Origin of the sequence: Lentzea albidocapillata subsp. violacea, from assembly GCF_900100275.1 — a bacterium.
In the GTDB taxonomy this organism is placed as follows: domain Bacteria; phylum Actinomycetota; class Actinomycetes; order Mycobacteriales; family Pseudonocardiaceae; genus Lentzea; species Lentzea violacea.
On record NZ_FNET01000001.1, the window covers coordinates 868,029 to 885,532 of the forward strand.

The window sequence follows — 17,504 nt, forward strand, 5'->3', positions numbered from 1 at the left end:
CCGAGTGTGGCAAGCACCCCCGACAAGATCATCTAGACGCGGGGGAGCAGCGCAAACAGGCCCTCAGCGTCCCTCACCGGTCGCACCGTCGAGCTGCTCCCGCAAGATGTCCGCGTGCCCCGCGTGCCGCGCGGTCTCCGTCACCAAGTGCACCAGCACGTTGAACAGCATGACCGCGGGACGTGGCCACCACGGCACATGACCAGGAGCATCCACCGCGAGCGCAGAGATCGTCGCATCCGAATGCGCCCACACGCGCCGATAGCGACCCACGATGTCCTCACGCGTCTCCGACTCGGCCGCCCGCATGTCCAGCCCGCGCGCCGCCAAGTCGTCCCATCGAGGCAACGGCTCAGGAAACGGCCGCCCGAACACCTCGCCGAAGTACCGCGACTCCGACAACGCCAGATGCTTCACCAGGCCCAGCAGATTCGTCCCCGAAGCCGTCAGCGGACGCCGCACGTCCATATCGGACAGCCCCTCGAGCTTCCACAGCATCACCTCGCGCAACTCGCGCAGATCCGAGTGCAGGTACTCCTTGGCGAACTCATCGATCATGAACGCGAACCATGCCAGAGGAAGCGACGGCGGGAGAGTGCCCCAGGCAGCCCAGATCCACGTTACTTGACATAATGTAGATTATCGGCGAAACGGCGACCTGCGAAGATCGCTTCAGAAGGGGCCGAAACGCCCGTGTTGGCGCGTCTGCAAGTCACAGCCAACGGGCAGGCCGGCTGCGCTTGCAGACGCCACAACATCAGAACCACGGCGATGCCGGAGCGCGGTCGACACCGACGTGTCGTCAGAGAGACGTACGTAGCGAGGCGTCATTACGCTCACGATCCCCGGCAAGTGACGCCACCTGGTCCAGCGCCGTCCCGAGCCGAATCAGAACCCGGCAAAACGGACATTTCATGCATAATCGCCATTATCCAGCACAGAACAGGTTGTCGAACCCACGCCTGAGCGCCGCCGTCCGCCAACCTCGGACCGACACGTTCGAGCGCCGCCCCGCCGTCGGATCGACGGCTCACGTCACGCGCTGACCTGCTGCTGCGCACTCGTCCAAGAACCGCTCGCATGTGAGGCCGAGGAGCACTCCCCTCCCCTGTGCCGCTGCCGTGTCCGGGATTGTCGGTGGTGTGCGGTACAAGATCTATATGCACGTGCTCGCCGCACAGGACGCCTTCTTCCTCGCCCGCCGGACTCGCAAGGACTCGCCGCACACAACGGCCGCCTACCAGCGGGATCTCGCCGGTGTGAACACGCTCCTGGCCGAGACCCTCTCCTGCCCCGCCGAGGACCTGGTCGTCGCTCAGCTCACCGGTGCGAACCTCCGTGAGGCTTTCGGGGTGTTCGCGGACAGCCATGCCAAGAGTTCGGTGCTGCGGGCGTGGTCGACGTGGAACCAGTTCCTGACGTTCTGCGTGGCCGAGGATCTGATCGCCGGTAATCCGATGGGTGCGGTCGCGCGGCCCAGGACGCCTCCGCTGGTTCCGAAGCCGCTGCGGGGTGAGGACACTCCTGAGCAGTTGCTGACGGCCGCGGCGGAGGGGGCTCGGAAGGGGCGTGATCCGTGGCCGGAGCGCGATGTGCTGGTGATCGCGTTGGGGCTGGTGGCGGGGTTGCGCAGTGCCGAGATGCGGACGCTCACGCTGGCGAGTGTCGTGGGGCGGGAGGGTGATCAGCGGTTGCATGTGAAGGGCAAGGGGAACCGGGATCGGAGTGTGCCGATCGAGCCGCCGATGGAGCGGATCGTGGAGGCGTATCTGAGGAGTTGCCGGGAGCGGTTTCCTCAGGGGCGTTTTGACCGGGAGTCGGCGTTGCTGAGGGATCGGCATGGTGAGCCGATCGGGCGGGGTGGGCTGGAGTACCTGGTGAAGTCGTGTTTTCGGTGGGCGGGGTTGAACGACAGGGTGCCGACGGGGGCGAATCTGCACGCGTTGCGGCATACGTTCGCGACGCGGCTGGCTGAGGACGGGGCGTCGGCGAGCGAGATCATGGCGTTGCTGGGGCATGCGAGTTTGGCGACGAGTCAGAACTACATCGAGGCGACGGCGCGGGAGCGGCGGGCGGCGGTGGCGAGTAACAGGACGTATCGGGCGTTGAGGGACATCTAGCGGTGTTCCACTGTTGTGCGGCACTCTCGGTCAGGACGCGTGGGCCGGGGGTTGCTCAGTTGCCGGATCGTTAGGCCGAGTGGGTGATCTGGTGGTGCGAAAACCGCATTTCAGGGGTACCCAATGAGAATGAGATCCGTGTGGCGTGGGGCCATCTCCTTCGGGTTGGTGACGATCGCCGTGCGCCTTTACACGGCTGTCGAGGAGCACGACTTCCGTTTCAACCAGGTGCACCGGGGGGATGGCGGGCGCATCAAGTACAAGCGTGTCTGTTCGGTGTGCGGTGAGGAGGTGGAGTACTCGGAGATCACCAAGGGCTATGAGTTGGATGACGGCCGGATGGTGATCATGGAGAACGAGGACTTCGAGAAGTTGCCGGTGAAGACGGACAAGTCGATCGACGTGCTGGAGTTCGTGCCGGCGGAGGAGATCGATCCGATCTACTTCCAGAAGACGTACTACCTGGAGCCGGACAAGGCGGCGGCGCGGCCGTATGTGCTGCTCAGGGACGCGTTGGTGAAGACGGGTCAGCTGGCGGTCGTGAAGATCACGATTCGGCAGAAGGAGACGCTGGCGACGATCCGGGCGCGGGATGACGTGCTGGTGATGCACACGATGTTGTGGCCGGATGAGATCCGTAAGGCGGAGTTCGACTTCCTGGATCAGGACGTGGAGGTGCGGCCGCAGGAGTTGAAGATGGCGACGTCGCTGGTGGAGTCGATGGCGGGTGACTTCGATCCGGACACGTTCACCGACGACTATCGGGACGCGCTGGAGAAGGTGATCGCGGCGAAGGCGGAGGGTGCGGAGTTGCCCGAGCAGCCGGAGGCCGAGGAGAAGGGCGATGTCATCGATCTGATGACGGCGCTGGAGCGCAGTGTGGAGAAGGCGAAGGCGGGGCGGAAGGGCGAGAAGAAGGCGCCGCCGAAGAAGAAGGCTTCGTCGGCGTAGATGGCCGGGCTCGACGAGTACCGGCGTAAGAGGGATCCGGCCAGGACGCCGGAGCCCGTTCCGAGCGCGGATGTGCTGCCGAGGGGCAATGACGACACGTTCGTGATTCAGGAGCATCACGCGAGCAGCCTGCATTGGGATGTGCGGTTGGAGCGTGGTGGGGTTTTGGTGTCGTGGGCGGTGCCGAAGGGTTTGCCGCCGACGACGGATGTGGTGCGGCTGGCTGTGCACACTGAGGATCATCCGCTGGAGTATGCGGAGTTCTCCGGGGAGATCCCGAAGGGTGAGTACGGCGGCGGTGAGATGTTCCTGTGGGATCGCGGCCGTTATGAGACGGTGAAGTGGTCGGACCGCGAGGTCGATGTGATCTTGCATGGTGGCCGGGTGCAGGGGCAGTTCGTGTTCTTCCGTTCGGGGAAGGACGAGAAGAACTGGATGATGAAGCGCCGGCATGCTCCGGCGCGTCCGGACTGGCAGGTGTTGCCGGGTCAGCTGAAGCCGATGCTCGCTGTTCCTGGTCCTCTCCCCCACGATGATGATGATCATTGGGCTTATGAGTTCAAGTGGGATGGTGTCCGGGCGATCCTGAGGGTCGAGGGCGGGCGGGTGCAGGCGTGGTCGCGGGTGGGCAACGACATCACGGTGGCTTATCCGGAGTTGCAGGGTGTGGGTGAGCAACTGGGGTCGACGGAGGCTCTGCTGGACGGTGAGATCGTCGCGTTGCAGGATGGCCGGCCGAGTTTCAGTGCGTTGCAGAACCGGATGCACGTGACGAAGTCGGAGGCGGCTCGTCGGGCGGCGCGGCAGTTTCCGGTCACGTTGTTGTTGTTCGATCTTCTGCATCTGGACGGCAGTTCTACTGTGCAGCTCCCTTTCCGGCAGCGTCGTGAGTTGCTGAGGGGTCTTGAGCTGCGGGGTCCGCACTGGCTGACTCCCCCGTCCTATGACGAGGACGGGGCGTCGGTGCTGGCGGCGAGTCGTGAGCAGGGTTTGGAGGGTGTGGTCGCGAAGCGGCTGGATTCGCCTTATCAGCCGGGGTTGCGGTCGCCGGTGTGGCGCAAGATCACGGACCTGCTGGCGCAGGAGGTGGTGATCGGTGGCTGGCGGATGGGTGAGGGCAAGCGGGCTGGGGTGATCGGCGCGTTGTTGCTGGGTATTCCGCAGGAGGGCGGGCTGGCGTTCGCGGGGTCGGTGGGCACGGGGTTCGGCGACGCGGAGCTGGCGGTGCTGACGCCGCGGTTGGAGGCGTTGGCGCGTAAGGGTTCGCCGTTCGTGACGGAGATGCCGCGGGAGCGGTCGAAGGGCGCGAGGTGGGTGGAGCCGGAGCTGGTGGCGGAGGTGGTGTTCCGGCAGTGGACGCCGGACGGGCGGATGCGGTTTCCGGCGTGGCGGGGGTTGCGGCCGGACAAGACGCCGGAGGAGGTGCGTCGGGTTGACGGGTGACGCGACTGTGCGGGTCGAGGACCGGGTGTTGAAGCTGACGAACCTGGAGAAGGTGTTGTATCCGGGGTTCGGGTTCACCAAGGGTGAGGTGATCGATTACTACACCCGGATCGCGCCGGTGTTGCTGCCGCATCTGAAGGACCGTCCGGTGACGTTGAAGCGGTTTCCGAACGGGGTGGACGGGAAGTGGTTCTTCGAGAAGAACGCGCCGGAGCACCGTCCGGAGTGGGTGCGGACGATGCGGCTGGAGTCGCCGGGGAGTTCGAAGGGCAACGAGACCGTCAACTACGTGATGGTGGACGAGTTGGCGACGTTGGTGTGGCTGGCGAATCTGGCGGCGCTGGAGTTGCACGTGCCGCAGTGGACGGTGGGGCCGCGGGGTGGGAAGCGGGATCCTGATCTGCTGGTGTTCGATCTGGATCCGGGTGCGCCGGCGGCGGTGGTGGAGTGTTGCCGGGTGGCGGAGCGGGTGCGGATGGTGCTGGACGACGACGGTGTGGACTCGTGGGCGAAGACGTCGGGCAACAAGGGCATGCAGGTGTATGCGTATGCGCCGGCGAAGGACACCTCGGAGTACGCGAAGGCGGTGGCGCAGCGGTTGGCGCGGGAGCATCCGGCGTTGATCGTGTCGACGATGGCGAAGGCGCAGCGTACGGGGAAGGTGTTCATCGACTGGTCGCAGAACAATCCGGCGAAGACGACGGTGGCGCCGTATTCGTTGCGGGCTCGGGAGCGGCCGGCGGTGTCGGCGCCGGTGACGTGGGACGAGGTCGAGGACTGCGAGGTCGTGGAGGATCTGGTGTTCACGGCGGACGAGGTGCTGCAGCGGGTCGGGAGCGTGGGTGACCTGTTCGGGAGTTGATATTCTGGCTGACTGCCTGTGAGGGGGTTTGCCGTGAATATCGAGCTCTCCGAGTACGACCCGGCGTGGCCTGGGCTGTACGAGCGGGAACGGGCGCGGGTGCTGGGCGCGTTGCCGGGTGCGGTGCTGGAGCATGTGGGGTCGACGTCGGTGCCGGGGTTGTGTGCGAAGCCGTTGGTCGACCTGATGCTGGTGGTGGACGCTCCGCTGCGGGAGGCGTTGTACGTGCCCGCGCTGGAGGCGGCCGGGTATCGGGTGGTGGTGCGGGAGGACGACTGGCACGAGCACCGGATCCTCAAGGGCCCGGACACGGACATCAACCTGCATGTGTTCCCGCGCGGGTGTGCTCAGGTGCGGCGGCATCTGTTGTTTCGTGACTGGCTGCGTGACAACGCCGGGGATCGTGAGTTGTACGCGGCGGCCAAGCGGGAGCTGGCGGGGCGGGTGTGGGGTCGGGTGCAGGACTACACGGATGCGAAGAACGCCGTGGTGCTGGAGATCCTCGAGCGTGCCTATGTGGCGCGGCCCGTCGAGGCGGGTGAGGTGGAGTTCGTGACGGAGGCGCCGCCGCACAACGCCCCGGTGGTGCTGCGGGAGCATGACCGGGAGTGGGCGCGGTGGTATGCCGTTGAGGAGGCGAAGATCCGGGCGGCGCTGGGTGAGCGGGTTGTCCGGGTGGAGCATGTGGGGTCGACGTCGGTGCCGGGGCTGGCGGCGAAGCCGTTGATCGACATCCTGCTGGTCGTGCCGGACTCGGCCGATGAGGACGCCTACGTGCCGGCGTTGGTGGCGGCGGGTTACTACCTGCTGCTGCGGGAGCGCACCTGGCATGAGCACCGGTTGCTCAAGGGCACGGTGCCGAACGTGAACATGCATGTCTTCTCCCCTGGGTGTGAGGAGCTGGATCGGATGCTGGCCTTCCGTGACCGGCTGCGCGCTTTCCCGCGCGACCGGGAGGAGTACGAACGCACGAAGCGGGAGCTGGCGGGGCGGACGTGGGAGCGGGTGCAGGACTACGCGGCTGCGAAGACGCGGGTGGTGGAGCGGATCATTGCGCGGGCGCTGGGCTGAAGCGGCGCCGGTAGTCCGACGGGGTGAGGCCGGTGTCGCGGCGCATCAGGGCGCGGAGGTTGGCGGCGGTACCCAGGCCGGTGCGGCGGGCGACGACGTCGAAGCGCCGCTCCCCCAGTTCGATGAGCTGGCAGGCGAGGGTGACGCGTTCCGCGGTGAGCCAGGCGAGCGGTGTGGTGCCGAGTTGTGCCTGGAAGCGGCGGTGCAGGGTGGCGGGGCTGACGGCGCTGCGTCTGGCCAGGTCGGCGATGGTGAGTGGGGTGTCGAGGTGTTGCTGGGCCCAGGCGAGGACGGGGGCGAGTGACTCGTCGGGCAGGTCGGGTACGGGGCGTTGCACGAACTGGCGCTGGCCGCCGTCGCGGTGGGCGGCGAAGACGAGGCGGCGGCTGACGGAGCTGGCGATCTCGGCGCCGTGGTCGCGGCGGACGAGGTGCAGGCCGAGGTCGAGGGCGGCGGCGCTGCCGGCGGAGGTGAGGATGTCGCCGTCGTCGACGAACAGGACGTCGGGTTCGAGGTGTACGGCGGGGAAGCGGGTGCGGAAGTCGTCGGCCCACTGCCAGTGGGCGGTGGCGCGGCGGCCGTCGAGGACGCCGGCTTCGGCGAGGGTGAAGGCGCCGCTGCAGAATCCGACGAGGCGTGCGCCGCGGGTGTGGGCGCGGCGGATGGCGTCGAGGACGTCGGGTCGGCGGGGTGCGTCGATGTTGGGCCGGTTGGGGACGATGAGGGTGTCGGCGTGCTCGGTGGCGTGCAGGTCGGTGACGCCGGTGAGGGTGAAGAAGCCGTCGCGCATCGCCGTGTGCGGTTCGGGTGAGCAGAGGCGGAAGTCGTAGAGGTGGCCGCCGATCTCGGGGCGGTGCAGGCCGAAGATCTCGGTGGCGCAGCCTAGTTCGAACGGGTTGGAGTTGTCGTCGACGATGACGACGACGCGGTGCGAGGATTCTTGCGGCATGTGCGATTCCTAGCACTCACGCGCGGGCTGGGACAGCGGCCAGGCTCGTCCGCATGAACCCCATCGCCCTGGACGACGCCCTGGCCTCGTTCGATGCCCTGTGGAGCCCTCGGATCGTCACCCGTGTCAACGACTACGACGTGCGCGTGACGAAGGTGCGGGGCGAGCATGTCTGGCACGTTCACGACGACACCGACGAGTTCTTCCTGGTGCTCGACGGTGAGCTGCGCATCGCGTTGCGGGAATCGGACGGTGAGCGGACGGTCGTGCTCGCGAAGGGGTCGGTGTTCACCGTGCCGCGCGGGACGTTCCACAAGCCGTCGTCTCCGGACGGTGCGCGGATCCTGCTGTTCGAGCCCACCGGAACGCTGACCGTGGGCGACCGGCACGACGAGGTCCCGGCCCACGTCGACGCGACGACGGGACACGCACTGCGCTAGGTGTTCAGCGCAGTGCCGGTTCTGGTCTCGCCGACCTCCGGACTCGGGAACAATCACGTCCTGTGAGGTTCGGGGTGCTCGGTCCGGTGCTGGTCGACGGTGTGGAGGTCGCGGCGCCGCGGCAGCGTGCGCTGCTGGCGATGCTCGTGTTCGACGCCGGGCGGATCGTGGGGCACGACCAGCTGATCGGCGGCCTGTACGCCGATCCTCCTGCGGGGGCGGCCAACGCCCTGCAGTCGCAGGTGTCGCGGTTGCGCCGCGCGGTGCCGGGGCTGGTGATCGAGCACCACCCGGCGGGCTACCGGCTGGTCGCCGGGCCGTCGGAGGTGGATCACCTGCACTGCGCCGAGCTGCTCGCGGCCGGACGGGCCGCGCAGGCGCTGGCGTTGTGGCGCGGGCCGGCGCTGGCGGACGTCGACGCGCCGTTCGTGCAGGTGGCGCGGCAGAACCTGACCGAGGTGCTCATCGGCTGCACGGTGTCCGGTGGGAGCACGGCGCAGCTGCGGGATCTGCTGGCGCAGCACCCGTTGCGGGAGGACCTGCGGGCGGCGCTGATGCGGTCGCTGCACCGCGACGGCCGCCAGGGCGAGGCGCTGGAGGTGTTCGCGCAGGGGCGGGAGCTGCTGGCCGGGGAGCTCGGCGTTGATCCCTCCCCCGCGCTCGCCGCCGCCCACCTGGAGGTGCTGCGGGCGCAGGCACCGCACCGGGGCGTGCCCGCGCAGCCCAGCAGGCCGAGGCCGTGCTGCACGCGTGTGGCGAGACCCCGCCGCACGGCCACGAGCAGGAGTACGCGCTGTGCCTGCTGATCGCCTGGCCCGTCGCGACCGGTGACCAGAGCGCTCGCATCCGCCAGGCCGACGCGCTCATGGACACGCTCGTCGACCCGCCGCGCTACCCGATCATGACCATGTTGTGGGGCATGGCGCTGGGCGCGCCGCAAGGCGACTCCCAGGTGTGGCACCGCCGCGTCCGGCTGCTCGGCGACGACCCGTGGAGCGCCGCGCTCGCGCTGGCCGGCGACGGTCTCGTGGCGCGCCTGGCGGGCGACCCGGCGGCGGCCGCGGACCTGCTGGCGCGGGCCGCGGCGGCGTTCACGCGGATCGGTGACCGCTGGGGCGCGGCCTTGGCGTTCAACCAGCTCGGTGAGATCGCCCTGACGCGAGGTGACGCCGCGGGTGCCCTGGTCCACATCGAACGGGGCCGGGGCCTGCTCGACGAGCTCGGCGCCACCGAGGACACGGCCGAGGCCGTCATCGGACGGGCGCAGGCCACGCTGCTCGCCGGTGACTTCGACGGGGCGCGCACCGACTTCGGCGTCGCGCTCACCTTGGCGCGGCGTGCCGGAGCGCTCGTGGTGCAGGCCGGCGCCCATCTCGGGCTGGCCGAGCTCGCCCGTGTCACCGGCGACTACGCGACCGCCCGGCAGGAGTGCGACCAGGCGTGGGAGCGGTGCCCGGGCGGCTGGTACGGGCCGGATCAGCTGCGCTGCCACATCGCCGTGGAACGGGGCCGCGTCGCGAAGGCCGAGGGCGATGTCGTGCTGGCCCGCCGGCACTTCGAGGAGGCACTGCGCCGGGCCGTGGGGCAGCGCGACCACGTAACCGAGACCGCCGTGCGCGTGGAACTCGCCGCCCTGCCCGCGACCTGATCCGCCGCCACCACAACCACGCCGGTAACCGGTGGTGCGCGACGAACGTCCACAGGTCGTCCTCGGCCATCTCGTCGGGATGGCGGCGCAGCACCTGCAGGCACTCCCGCGACACCATCCCGTGGATGCGGGCCACGTGCGCCAGTGCCGTCGCGCCCTGGCGGCGGACCTGCAGGCGGTTGTGGTCCAGTGCGCGGGCCACCCGCCGTGACGCCACCAGCGGGTCCGGATGCGACAGGGCCAGGCCGATGACCGCCACGCCGACCATGTCCTCGCCGCGGTCGAACGCCGCGTCGACCTCTTCCGGGCGGGCGACGCCCATCAGCGCCGAGTAGTCGTGCCAGTTCATGCCCTCGCCGCGCATCGCCCGGTCCAGCAGGAACCGCTGCCTGCCGTCGGAGCGTTCCCCGGTGTGCTCGAAGTCGGCGGCCAGATACCGCCACACGGCCGCGGTGTCGGCACGACAGGTCGAGGCCAGGATCCGGCACAGCTCCAGCACGTGCTCGGGATCGCTGGCCTGCGCGAGCTCACCCAGGACACCGGGCGGGCGGCCCAGGTCCTGCCACGCCAGCCGGGCCAGCGCCGGCACCTCGTCGACGGCCACCCAGCCGTCGGCGCCGCCCCGCCCGATCTCGGCGGGCGTCAGCGCCGCGCGGCACCGGGCGTGTTCGAGCGGGATCACGCTCAGACCTGCGGCACCGCGCGCAGCAGGGCGCGCGTGTAGTCGTGAGCCGGCGTGAGGAGGACTTGTTCCACTGAGCCTTGTTCCACGATTTTCCCCTGATGCATCACCGCGACCCGGTCGGCGATCTGCCACGCCAGCCCTAGGTCGTGCGTGATGATCAATGAAGCAAGGCCCAGTTCCCGGCGCAACCGGAGCAGCAGCGCCACGATCTCGCCGCGCACCGAGGCGTCCAGGGACGCGACGGGCTCGTCGGCGACCAGCAGCCGGGGTTGCAGCACCAGTGCCCCGGCGATGACCACCCGCTGCTGCTGACCCCCCGACAGCTCGTGCGGCAGGGCCTCCAGGTACAGGCTCGCCGGACGCAGCTCGGCGCGTTCGACAGCGGCTGTGACCAGGGCTTCCTGGTCGTCGGCCAGGCCGTGCACGCGCAGTCCCTCGGCGACCGCGTCGAACACCGTGTGCCGCGGGTTGAGCGCGCTGGAAGGATCTTGGAGCACCAGCTGCACCTGGCGGCGGAAGGCCTTGAGCGCCTTGCCCGTGCGAGCCACCTCGGCGCCGTCGAAGATCACCCGACCGGAGGACGGCTTCCGCAGCCCCATTATGGTACGTGCCAGTGTCGTTTTGCCGGATCCGGACTGGCCGACCAGCGCCACGATCTCGCCCCGCCCGATCGTCAGGTCGACCCCGTCGACCGCGCGCGTGCGCCCGTAGTCCACCACCAGATCCCGCACCCGTAGCAACGGCTCCGGCGCCGCAGCGGGCTCGGCCCAGCGGTGCGCCGGATCGCCGATCACCGGGAACGCCGCCGTCAACGCCGCCGTGTGCGGATGGCGCGGGTTCGCGATCACCTCGCGGGTGCGGCCCCGTTCGACCACCTCGCCGCGATGCATCACCGCCAGGTCGTCACAGGTCTCGGCGAGCACCGACAGGTCGTGGCTGATCATCAGCAACCCGAGGTCCTGCTCGGCCACCAGGCGTTTCAGCACCGCCAGCACCTGGGCCTGCACCACGACGTCCAGCGCCGTCGTCGGCTCGTCCGCGATCACCAGGCGCGGCCCGCACGCCAGCGCCATCGCGATCATCACCCGCTGCCGCTGCCCGCCCGAGAGCTCGTGGGGATAGGCCCGCGCCTTCTCGCGCGGCAGCTCCACCTGCTCCAGCAGCTCGGTCACGCCGCCGCGCGTGCCGTGCAGGCGCATCGGCTCGGCGATCTGGTCACCGACGCGGCGCACGGGGTTGAGCGAGTGCATGGCGCCCTGGAACACGATCGACGCCGACGCCCACCGCACCGCCCGCAACCGGCCCCACGACATCGTCCGCACGTCGTCGCCGTCGAGCAGGATCTCGCCCTGCACCCGCGCGGCCTTGGGCAGCAGCCGCAGCACCGACATCGCCACCGTCGACTTGCCCGACCCCGACTCGCCCGCCAGCCCGAGCGTCTGACCCGGCGCGAGCGTCAGGTCCACCTCGCTCACGACACGTTTCGGTCCGTAGTGGACGGAGAGGTTCTTCAACTCCAGCATCGGATTCACCTCTTCGGCGTCACAACGGCTTCGAGCGCCCGCCCGACGAGCGTGAACGCCAGCACCACGACCACGATCGCCAGACCCGGCGGCAGCAGGTACCACCACGCCTGCTGCGGCACCGCCCCGTGCAGCTGGGCCTGGTGCAGCATCGCGCCCCACGAGATCCGCGTCGGATCACCCAGCCCCAGAAACGCCAGCGTCGACTCCGCCACGATCGCCGACGCCACCGCCAGCGTCGCGTTGACCAGCACCAGCGGCACCACCGACGGCACCACGTGCCGTGCGATGACGTGGCCGTGGCCGCCGCCCAGGGCCCGTGCGCGTTCCACGAACGGACGCGCCTCGATCGTCAGCGTCTGCGCCCGCACCATCCGCGCGGTCGACGGCCAGCTCGTCAGCCCGATCGCCAGCACGATCGTGCCCAGCCCGCGTGGCAGCACCGTCGACAGCGCGATCGCCAGCACCAGCGCCGGCAGCACCAGGAAGAAGTCCGTGACCCGCAGCAACGCCCCCGCCAGCAGACCACCGAAATGACCGCTCACGATCCCGACGAGCGTGCCGATCCCGACCGACAGGATCGCCGCCGTCAGCCCCACGAACAACGACGTGCCCGTGCCCTGCGCCAGCAGCAACGCCACCGACCGTCCCGTGTGGTCGGTACCCAGCCAATGACCGGCGCCGGGCGCCTGCCACGCGCCGGCCGTCACCCGCGTGACGTCCAGCGCCTCCGCGTCGATCAGCAGCGGCGCGACCAACGCCACCAGCGCCGCCACCGCGAGGACCCCGGCACCGGCCAGGCCTGTCCTGTCGAACCTGCTCATACGACCTTCACCCGTGGATCCAGGACCCCGTGCAGCAGGTCCGCGAGCAGGTTCATGACCACGACCGCGCCCGCCGTCACCACCAGCAGCCCCTGCAGCAGGAAGTAGTCCGGCCCGGTCAGCGCGTCGTAGAACAACAGCCCCAGACCCGGCCAGGAGAACACCGTCTCCGTCGTGATCGCCCCGGCCACCACCAGCCCGAACCGCAGGAACACCAGCGTGATCGCCGGCAGTACCGCGTTCGGCACGGCGTGGCGGCGCCGCACCAGGTCGTCACGCAGGCCCTTCGCGCGGGCCGTGGTCAGGTAGGGGGCGTGCATCTCCTCCAGCAACGACGACCGCATCACCAGCGCGTACTCCGCGCACACCACCGCGACCAGCGTCACCGACGGCAGCACCAGGTGATGGCCCACGTCGAGGGCCTGCGAGACGAAGTCCGGCGCCGTGTCGGTGTCGCGCATGCCCCGCGACGGGAACAGGTCCCCCGTCACCATCATCAGCAGCATGCCCAGCCAGAACGTCGGCACCGCCCACAACGTCAGCGACACCCCCGTCGTGACCCGGTCGAACACCGAGTCCCGCCGCCACGCCGCCCGCACCCCGAGCCACAGCCCCAGCAGCACCGCGATCAGCGTCGCCGTGCCCACCAGCAGCAACGTCGGCCCCAGCCGCTCCCCGATCACCTCGGAGACCGGGCGGCGGAACGTGAACGACGTGCCCAGATCGCCGTGCAGCAGCGAGGTGAAGTAGCTCCAGAACTGCTCGTGCAGCGGACGGTCCAGGCCGAACTGCGCGCGCAGCTCGGCCTGCATCGCCGCCGTGGTCGGACGACCGCGCGTCATCGAGACCACCGGGTCGCCGGGCACCACCCGGAACAGGAAGAAGCCCAGCACCGCCACCATCAGCAAGCTGAGCGCGGCACCACCGAACCGACCGGCCAGACGCACTTACTCGCGCTCCCCTGCCGTCGCCGCGCGCCGCCGCGCCAGCACCACGAACGCCGCCACCAGCACCGCGACCGCCGCGCCGCCCAGCGCGAACCCGGCCCAGCCCGTGCCGCCGGCCCGCGCGGTGCGCTGCGCGGGTTCGGCGCCGTAGTAACCCCACATGCCGTTCTGCGCCATGATCACACCACCCTGCGCGGGCTGCGTGGTGAACCTCGCGAAATGGTCGGACCGGTAGCCCTCCAGCGCGTTCTCGTAGGCCAGCACGACGGCGGGCACCTGGTCGTAGAAACGGGCCTGCATCTGCTTCACGATCTCGACGCGCCTGTCCTCGTCGAACTCCGAGAGCTGCTGGGCGTAGAGCCGGTCGTAGGTCTCGTCGCAGAAGTAGGTGTCGGTCGTGCCGCCCTTGCCGTCCGCGCCCGGCCGTTGCGCGCAGGTGTGCAGGCCCAGCACGAAGTCCGGGTCGATGTTCGTCGACCAGCCCGAGAACGCCAGGTCGTAGGTCGCGGCGGTGGTGGACTCGTTGAGCTGGTTGTCCGACACCAGCCGCACGTCGAGCGGGACGCCGATGTCGCTCATCGACCGCTTGAGGTACTCGCTGGCCTGCTCGTCGTAGGCCCGTCCCGCCCGGCCGATCAGCCGCAGCGGAAACCGGGTGCCGTCGGCCTTGCGCGGATACCCGGCGGCGTCGAGCGCCGCATTGGCCGCGGGCGGGTCGAACGCGCGCGCCTGCGCCTCCGACGGCTGCCAGTGGTACTTGCCGAACACCGGCGGCACCAGGCCGGCGCCCTTCTCCGCGTAGCCGAGGTTCACCCGCGCCACCAGGGCGTCGAGGTCGATGGCCTGCGCGAGGGCCCGGCGCACCCGCACGTCGCGCAGCACCGGGCTGCCGTCGCCGATCGGCTCACCGGTGCGGGTCTGCGCGCCGGGGTTGATCAGCAGCTCGGTGAAGCGGCGGCCCATCGCCTTGTTGCGGGTGACACCGGCCTTGCCGGCCAGCGAGTCGAACTGGGCCGGCGCCATCCGGTTGACCAGGTCGATCTCACCCTTGCCCAGTGCCTGCACCGCGGCGTCGGAGTTCTGGAAGTACACGAAGTGCAGCTCGTCGTACTTCGGCGCGCCACGCCAGTAGGTCTTGTTGGCCTTGAGCTTGATGAACTGCCCCGGCACGTGCTCGGACAGCACGAACGGCCCGGAGCCCACCACCGGCATCCGGTCGTTGGCGAAGTCCTTGATGCTGCCGACCTTCGACCACACGTGCTCGGGCACGATCGGCACGTCCAGCGCCAGCATCGTCACCTGCGGCGTCTTGGTCCGGATGACCACCGTCCGGTCGTCCGGGGCGCTGACCTGGGCGAAGTTGGCGACGAAGCTGCCGTTCGCGGTCCTGGCGACCTCGTCGGTCAGCATCAGGTTGTAGGTGAAGGCGACATCGCGGGCCGTGATCGGCACGCCGTCGGACCACTTCTTGCCCTCGGGAATCGTGAAGGTCCACGTCAGCCGGTCGGCCGAGGGTTCCCATCTGTTCGCCAGGCCCTCGGTCACCGACTGGTCCGCCGCGGCGTAGGCGGTCAGGTAGTCGTACATCAACCGGCCGATCTCGGTGCTCGACTGGAACACCGCGAGGAACGGGTTCATCGAGTCGATCTGCTGCACGATCGCGACCTTCAGGACCACCGGCTGCTGAGCCGATGCCGGAGGTGCCGAAAGCCCCACTGTCGTTGCTATTGCAAGCAACGCGCACAACTTCACCCGCACGAAAACCCCTCTTCCCCAGCAGCCCACCGCTAACTTACCGAGATGTGCGGATCATGATCTCGGCGGACATGGAAGGCGCAACCGGAGTCACCTGGACCGGGGACGTCCTTCCCGGTACCGAACAGTGGCAACGGTTCCGGCGCCTGTTCACGGCGGACGTCAACGCCTGCGTCACGGGCCTCGTCGCGGGCGGAGCGGAGCAGGTGATCGTCAACGAGGCGCATTCCTCGCAACGCAACCTCCTGCTCGAAGACCTCCACGCGTCGGCGCGCCTGCTCACCGGCCGGCACAAACCGTTGTCGATGATGCAAGGTATCGACTCCGATGTGGACGGAGTGGTCTTTCTCGGCTACCACACCGCCGCGGGCACCCGCGGCGTGCTCGCGCACACCTACCTGGAGAACTCGATCACCGGCGTGTGGCTCGACGGCGTGCTCGCCTCCGAAGGCCGCCTCAACGCCGCCCTGGCCGCCGAGTACGGCGTTCCCGTGCTGCTCGTGACCGGTGACGACCTCACCTGCTCCGATGCCGCGTCCTATGCGGGCTCCGCCTGGACCGTGGCCGTCAAGGAGTGCGTGTCGCGGTACGCGGCCGTGTGCCTGCCACCGGCGGTGACTTCTTCACAGATCACAGAAGCCGCCACCGCGGCGATGGCCGGCGCAGGGCGTTCGGATGGGGTCGTGGCACCGCATCGCATCGAGGTCGAGTTCGACGCCTCGCACCTGGCCGACGCCGCCGCGGTCGTGCCCACCGTGGAACTGACCGGGGTGCGCCGCGTCGGGTTCGACGCCGCGTCGATGACCGAGGCGATGAAGGCGTTCAAGATCGTCACCCACGTCGCCGCCGGGGCGATCGAGGGCATCTACGGCTGACTGCGGCGGCGGTTGGGCGCGAGGCCTCCGAGGCCTTCCGCAGGTGCACCGGTGTTTCCCCATCGCGATCGGCACAGGGCCGTCACAATTCCACCCGGCGGCGCCGGATACGGTGGCATTCATGCCGCTGGACGTCGCGCAGGTGTGCGCGCAGCTCATCCGCTTCGACACCACCAACCGCGGTGGCGGCGACTCCGCCGGCGAGCGCGAGGCCGCCGAGCACGTCGCGGCCCTGCTGCAGGACAACGGCGTGCCGCCGATGCTGCTCGAACCGGCCCCGCGGCGCACCAACGTCCTCGCGCGCGTGCCGGGCACCGACCCGTCGCTGCCCGCCCTGCTGGTCCAGTCCCACCTCGACGTCGTGCCCGCCGACCCGGCCGAGTGGAGCTTCGACCCGTTCGCCGGCGAGATCCGCGACGGGTACGTGCACGGGCGGGGCGCGGTCGACATGAAGGACATGGCCGCGATGACGCTGGCCGTGATCAACCGCTGGCACACCGAAGGCCGCCGCCCACGCCGTGACATCGTGCTGGCGTTCGTGGCCGACGAAGAAGACCAAGGCGCCTACGGGGCACATTGGCTCGTGGAGCACCACGCCGCCTACTTCGCGGGGGTGCAGGCGGCCATCAGCGAGTCCGGGGCGTTCTCCTACGACGTCGACGGCGTGCGGCTGTACCCGATCGGCACCGCCGAGCGCGGCACGTCGCACATGAAACTCACCGCCACCGGCCGCGCCGGGCACGGGTCACGGCGCAACGACCAGAACGCGGTGACGGCACTGGCCACCACCCTGGCGCGGATCGCGGCGCACCAGCACCCCGTCCGGCTCACCCCGACCGTCGAGGCGTTCCTCGTCGGCGCCGGCAAGGCACTGGGCGTGGAGGTCGATCTCGACGACGTCGACGCGACGCTGGCCCGGCTCGGCCCCGCCGCGAAACTGGCCGAGAACACCGTGCGCTGCTCGACGACACCGACGATGCTGCAGGCCGGCTACAAGGTCAACGTCATCCCCGGCACCGCCACCGCGCAACTCGACGTCCGCACGCTGCCCGGCACCGTCGACGAGCTCGTCGCCACCATCGACGCACTGCTGCCCCCTGGCGTGACCCGGGAGTTCCTCGAGCACCAGCCGCCCGTCGAGGCCCCCGTCGACACGCCCTGGTTCACCGCGATGGCCGACGCCCTGCGCGACGAGGACCCCGCCGCGGCCGTCGTGCCGTACTGCCTGGGCGGCGGCACCGACGCCAAGGCGTTCAGCCGGCTGGGCATCCACTGCTACGGCTTCTCGCCACTGCGGCTGCCCGTGGACTTCGACTACCGGGCCATGGCGCACGGCGTCGACGAACGCGTACCCGTCGCGGGCCTGGAGTTCGGTGTACGCGTCCTGGACCGCTTCCTGTCGAGCTGACCT

17 protein-coding genes are annotated in these 17,504 nt (G+C 69.6%); 11 read left to right on the plus strand and 6 right to left on the minus strand.

Annotation, left to right across the window (positions count from 1 at the left end):
* Nucleotides 1–63: 63 nt before the first annotated feature.
* A complete protein-coding gene (locus BLR21_RS03765) occupies nucleotides 64–558 on the minus strand; it encodes a DinB family protein (RefSeq protein ID WP_090004174.1) in 495 nt (164 codons plus the stop codon).
* Between the two features lie 584 nt (nucleotides 559–1,142).
* Here BLR21_RS03765 and BLR21_RS03770 point away from each other — a divergent pair.
* From BLR21_RS03770 to BLR21_RS43490, 5 genes are all read left to right on the plus strand, one after another.
* A complete protein-coding gene (locus BLR21_RS03770) occupies nucleotides 1,143–2,120 on the plus strand; it encodes a tyrosine-type recombinase/integrase (RefSeq protein ID WP_090004175.1) in 978 nt (325 codons plus the stop codon).
* 129 nt (nucleotides 2,121–2,249) lie between these two features.
* On the plus strand, nucleotides 2,250–3,071 hold the full coding sequence (ku, locus tag BLR21_RS03775; RefSeq protein ID WP_090004176.1) for a non-homologous end joining protein Ku: 822 nt from the start codon (nucleotides 2,250–2,252) through the stop codon (nucleotides 3,069–3,071).
* Nucleotides 3,072–4,514, plus strand: coding sequence for a non-homologous end-joining DNA ligase (ligD, locus tag BLR21_RS03780; RefSeq protein WP_090004177.1), 1,443 nt, complete (start codon nucleotides 3,072–3,074; stop codon nucleotides 4,512–4,514). It begins immediately after the preceding gene.
* Complete coding sequence (gene ligD / locus BLR21_RS03785) at nucleotides 4,504–5,376, plus strand: non-homologous end-joining DNA ligase (RefSeq protein WP_090004178.1); 873 nt, start codon at nucleotides 4,504–4,506, stop codon at nucleotides 5,374–5,376. Before ligD (BLR21_RS03780) ends, ligD (BLR21_RS03785) begins: the two co-directional genes overlap by 11 nt.
* Nucleotides 5,377–5,409: 33 nt before the next feature.
* Nucleotides 5,410–6,447: a GrpB family protein gene (locus BLR21_RS43490; RefSeq protein WP_256334439.1), complete on the plus strand. Its 1,038-nt coding sequence runs from the start codon at nucleotides 5,410–5,412 to the stop codon at nucleotides 6,445–6,447.
* Here the strand turns inward: BLR21_RS43490 and BLR21_RS03795 are convergent.
* Nucleotides 6,425–7,396 carry a GlxA family transcriptional regulator gene (locus BLR21_RS03795; RefSeq protein WP_090004179.1) on the minus strand — a complete coding sequence of 324 codons (972 nt, stop codon included), beginning with the start codon at nucleotides 7,394–7,396 and terminating at the stop codon, nucleotides 6,425–6,427. The two genes, BLR21_RS43490 and BLR21_RS03795, sit on opposite strands and share 23 nt — an antisense overlap.
* Before the next feature lie 53 nt (nucleotides 7,397–7,449).
* On the opposite strand from BLR21_RS03795, the gene BLR21_RS03800 reads away from it, so the two are divergent.
* From BLR21_RS03800 to BLR21_RS03815, 4 genes are all read left to right on the plus strand, one after another.
* Complete coding sequence (locus BLR21_RS03800; RefSeq protein ID WP_090004180.1) at nucleotides 7,450–7,836, plus strand: cupin domain-containing protein; 387 nt, start codon at nucleotides 7,450–7,452, stop codon at nucleotides 7,834–7,836.
* Nucleotides 7,837–7,898: 62 nt separating this feature from the next.
* Nucleotides 7,899–8,642, plus strand: coding sequence for an AfsR/SARP family transcriptional regulator (locus BLR21_RS03805; protein ID WP_090004181.1), 744 nt, complete (start codon nucleotides 7,899–7,901; stop codon nucleotides 8,640–8,642).
* On the plus strand, nucleotides 8,576–9,484 hold the full coding sequence (locus BLR21_RS03810; protein WP_090004182.1) for a tetratricopeptide repeat protein: 909 nt from the start codon (nucleotides 8,576–8,578) through the stop codon (nucleotides 9,482–9,484). The genes BLR21_RS03805 and BLR21_RS03810 overlap by 67 nt, the downstream gene beginning before the upstream one ends.
* 229 nt (nucleotides 9,485–9,713) lie before the next feature.
* Complete coding sequence (locus tag BLR21_RS03815; RefSeq protein ID WP_090004183.1) at nucleotides 9,714–10,208, plus strand: hypothetical protein; 495 nt, start codon at nucleotides 9,714–9,716, stop codon at nucleotides 10,206–10,208.
* Here BLR21_RS03815 and nikE read toward each other — a convergent pair.
* The 4 genes from nikE to BLR21_RS03835 are packed head-to-tail and all read right to left on the minus strand — an operon-like array spanning nucleotide 10,169 to nucleotide 15,119.
* Nucleotides 10,169–11,692, minus strand: a complete 1,524-nt coding sequence (gene nikE, locus BLR21_RS03820) for a nickel ABC transporter ATP-binding protein NikE (RefSeq protein ID WP_090004184.1) — start codon at nucleotides 11,690–11,692, stop codon at nucleotides 10,169–10,171. The genes BLR21_RS03815 and nikE overlap by 40 nt on opposite strands.
* 5 nt (nucleotides 11,693–11,697) lie before the next feature.
* Nucleotides 11,698–12,516, minus strand: coding sequence for an ABC transporter permease (locus tag BLR21_RS03825; RefSeq protein WP_090004185.1), 819 nt, complete (start codon nucleotides 12,514–12,516; stop codon nucleotides 11,698–11,700).
* Nucleotides 12,513–13,463, minus strand: a complete 951-nt coding sequence (locus BLR21_RS03830) for an ABC transporter permease (protein WP_256334440.1) — start codon at nucleotides 13,461–13,463, stop codon at nucleotides 12,513–12,515. The genes BLR21_RS03825 and BLR21_RS03830 overlap by 4 nt, the downstream gene beginning before the upstream one ends.
* On the minus strand, nucleotides 13,464–15,119 hold the full coding sequence (locus BLR21_RS03835) for an ABC transporter substrate-binding protein (RefSeq protein WP_256334441.1): 1,656 nt from the start codon (nucleotides 15,117–15,119) through the stop codon (nucleotides 13,464–13,466).
* A 146-nt stretch (nucleotides 15,120–15,265) separates the two neighbouring features.
* Here BLR21_RS03835 and BLR21_RS03840 point away from each other — a divergent pair, with 146 nt between their 5' ends.
* Both BLR21_RS03840 and BLR21_RS03845 read left to right on the plus strand, forming a co-directional pair.
* Complete coding sequence (locus BLR21_RS03840) at nucleotides 15,266–16,093, plus strand: M55 family metallopeptidase (RefSeq protein WP_090004186.1); 828 nt, start codon at nucleotides 15,266–15,268, stop codon at nucleotides 16,091–16,093.
* A gap of 121 nt (nucleotides 16,094–16,214) precedes the next feature.
* Nucleotides 16,215–17,501 carry a M20/M25/M40 family metallo-hydrolase gene (locus BLR21_RS03845; RefSeq protein WP_090004187.1) on the plus strand — a complete coding sequence of 429 codons (1,287 nt, stop codon included), beginning with the start codon at nucleotides 16,215–16,217 and terminating at the stop codon, nucleotides 17,499–17,501.
* The last annotated feature ends 3 nt before the right edge of the window (nucleotides 17,502–17,504 follow it).

Coding starts and splice junctions, on each gene's coding strand:
- BLR21_RS03765 (WP_090004174.1), bottom strand. CDS start 558: ATGATCGATGAGTTCGCCAAGGAGTACCTGCACTCGGATCTGCGCGAG.
- ku (WP_090004176.1), top strand. CDS start 2,250: ATGAGATCCGTGTGGCGTGGGGCCATCTCCTTCGGGTTGGTGACGATC.
- ligD (WP_090004177.1), top strand. CDS start 3,072: ATGGCCGGGCTCGACGAGTACCGGCGTAAGAGGGATCCGGCCAGGACG.
- BLR21_RS03795 (WP_090004179.1), bottom strand. CDS start 7,396: ATGCCGCAAGAATCCTCGCACCGCGTCGTCGTCATCGTCGACGACAAC.
- BLR21_RS03800 (WP_090004180.1), top strand. CDS start 7,450: ATGAACCCCATCGCCCTGGACGACGCCCTGGCCTCGTTCGATGCCCTG.
- BLR21_RS03815 (WP_090004183.1), top strand. CDS start 9,714: ATGCGACAGGGCCAGGCCGATGACCGCCACGCCGACCATGTCCTCGCC.
- nikE (WP_090004184.1), bottom strand. CDS start 11,692: ATGCTGGAGTTGAAGAACCTCTCCGTCCACTACGGACCGAAACGTGTC.
- BLR21_RS03825 (WP_090004185.1), bottom strand. CDS start 12,516: ATGAGCAGGTTCGACAGGACAGGCCTGGCCGGTGCCGGGGTCCTCGCG.
- BLR21_RS03845 (WP_090004187.1), top strand. CDS start 16,215: ATGCCGCTGGACGTCGCGCAGGTGTGCGCGCAGCTCATCCGCTTCGAC.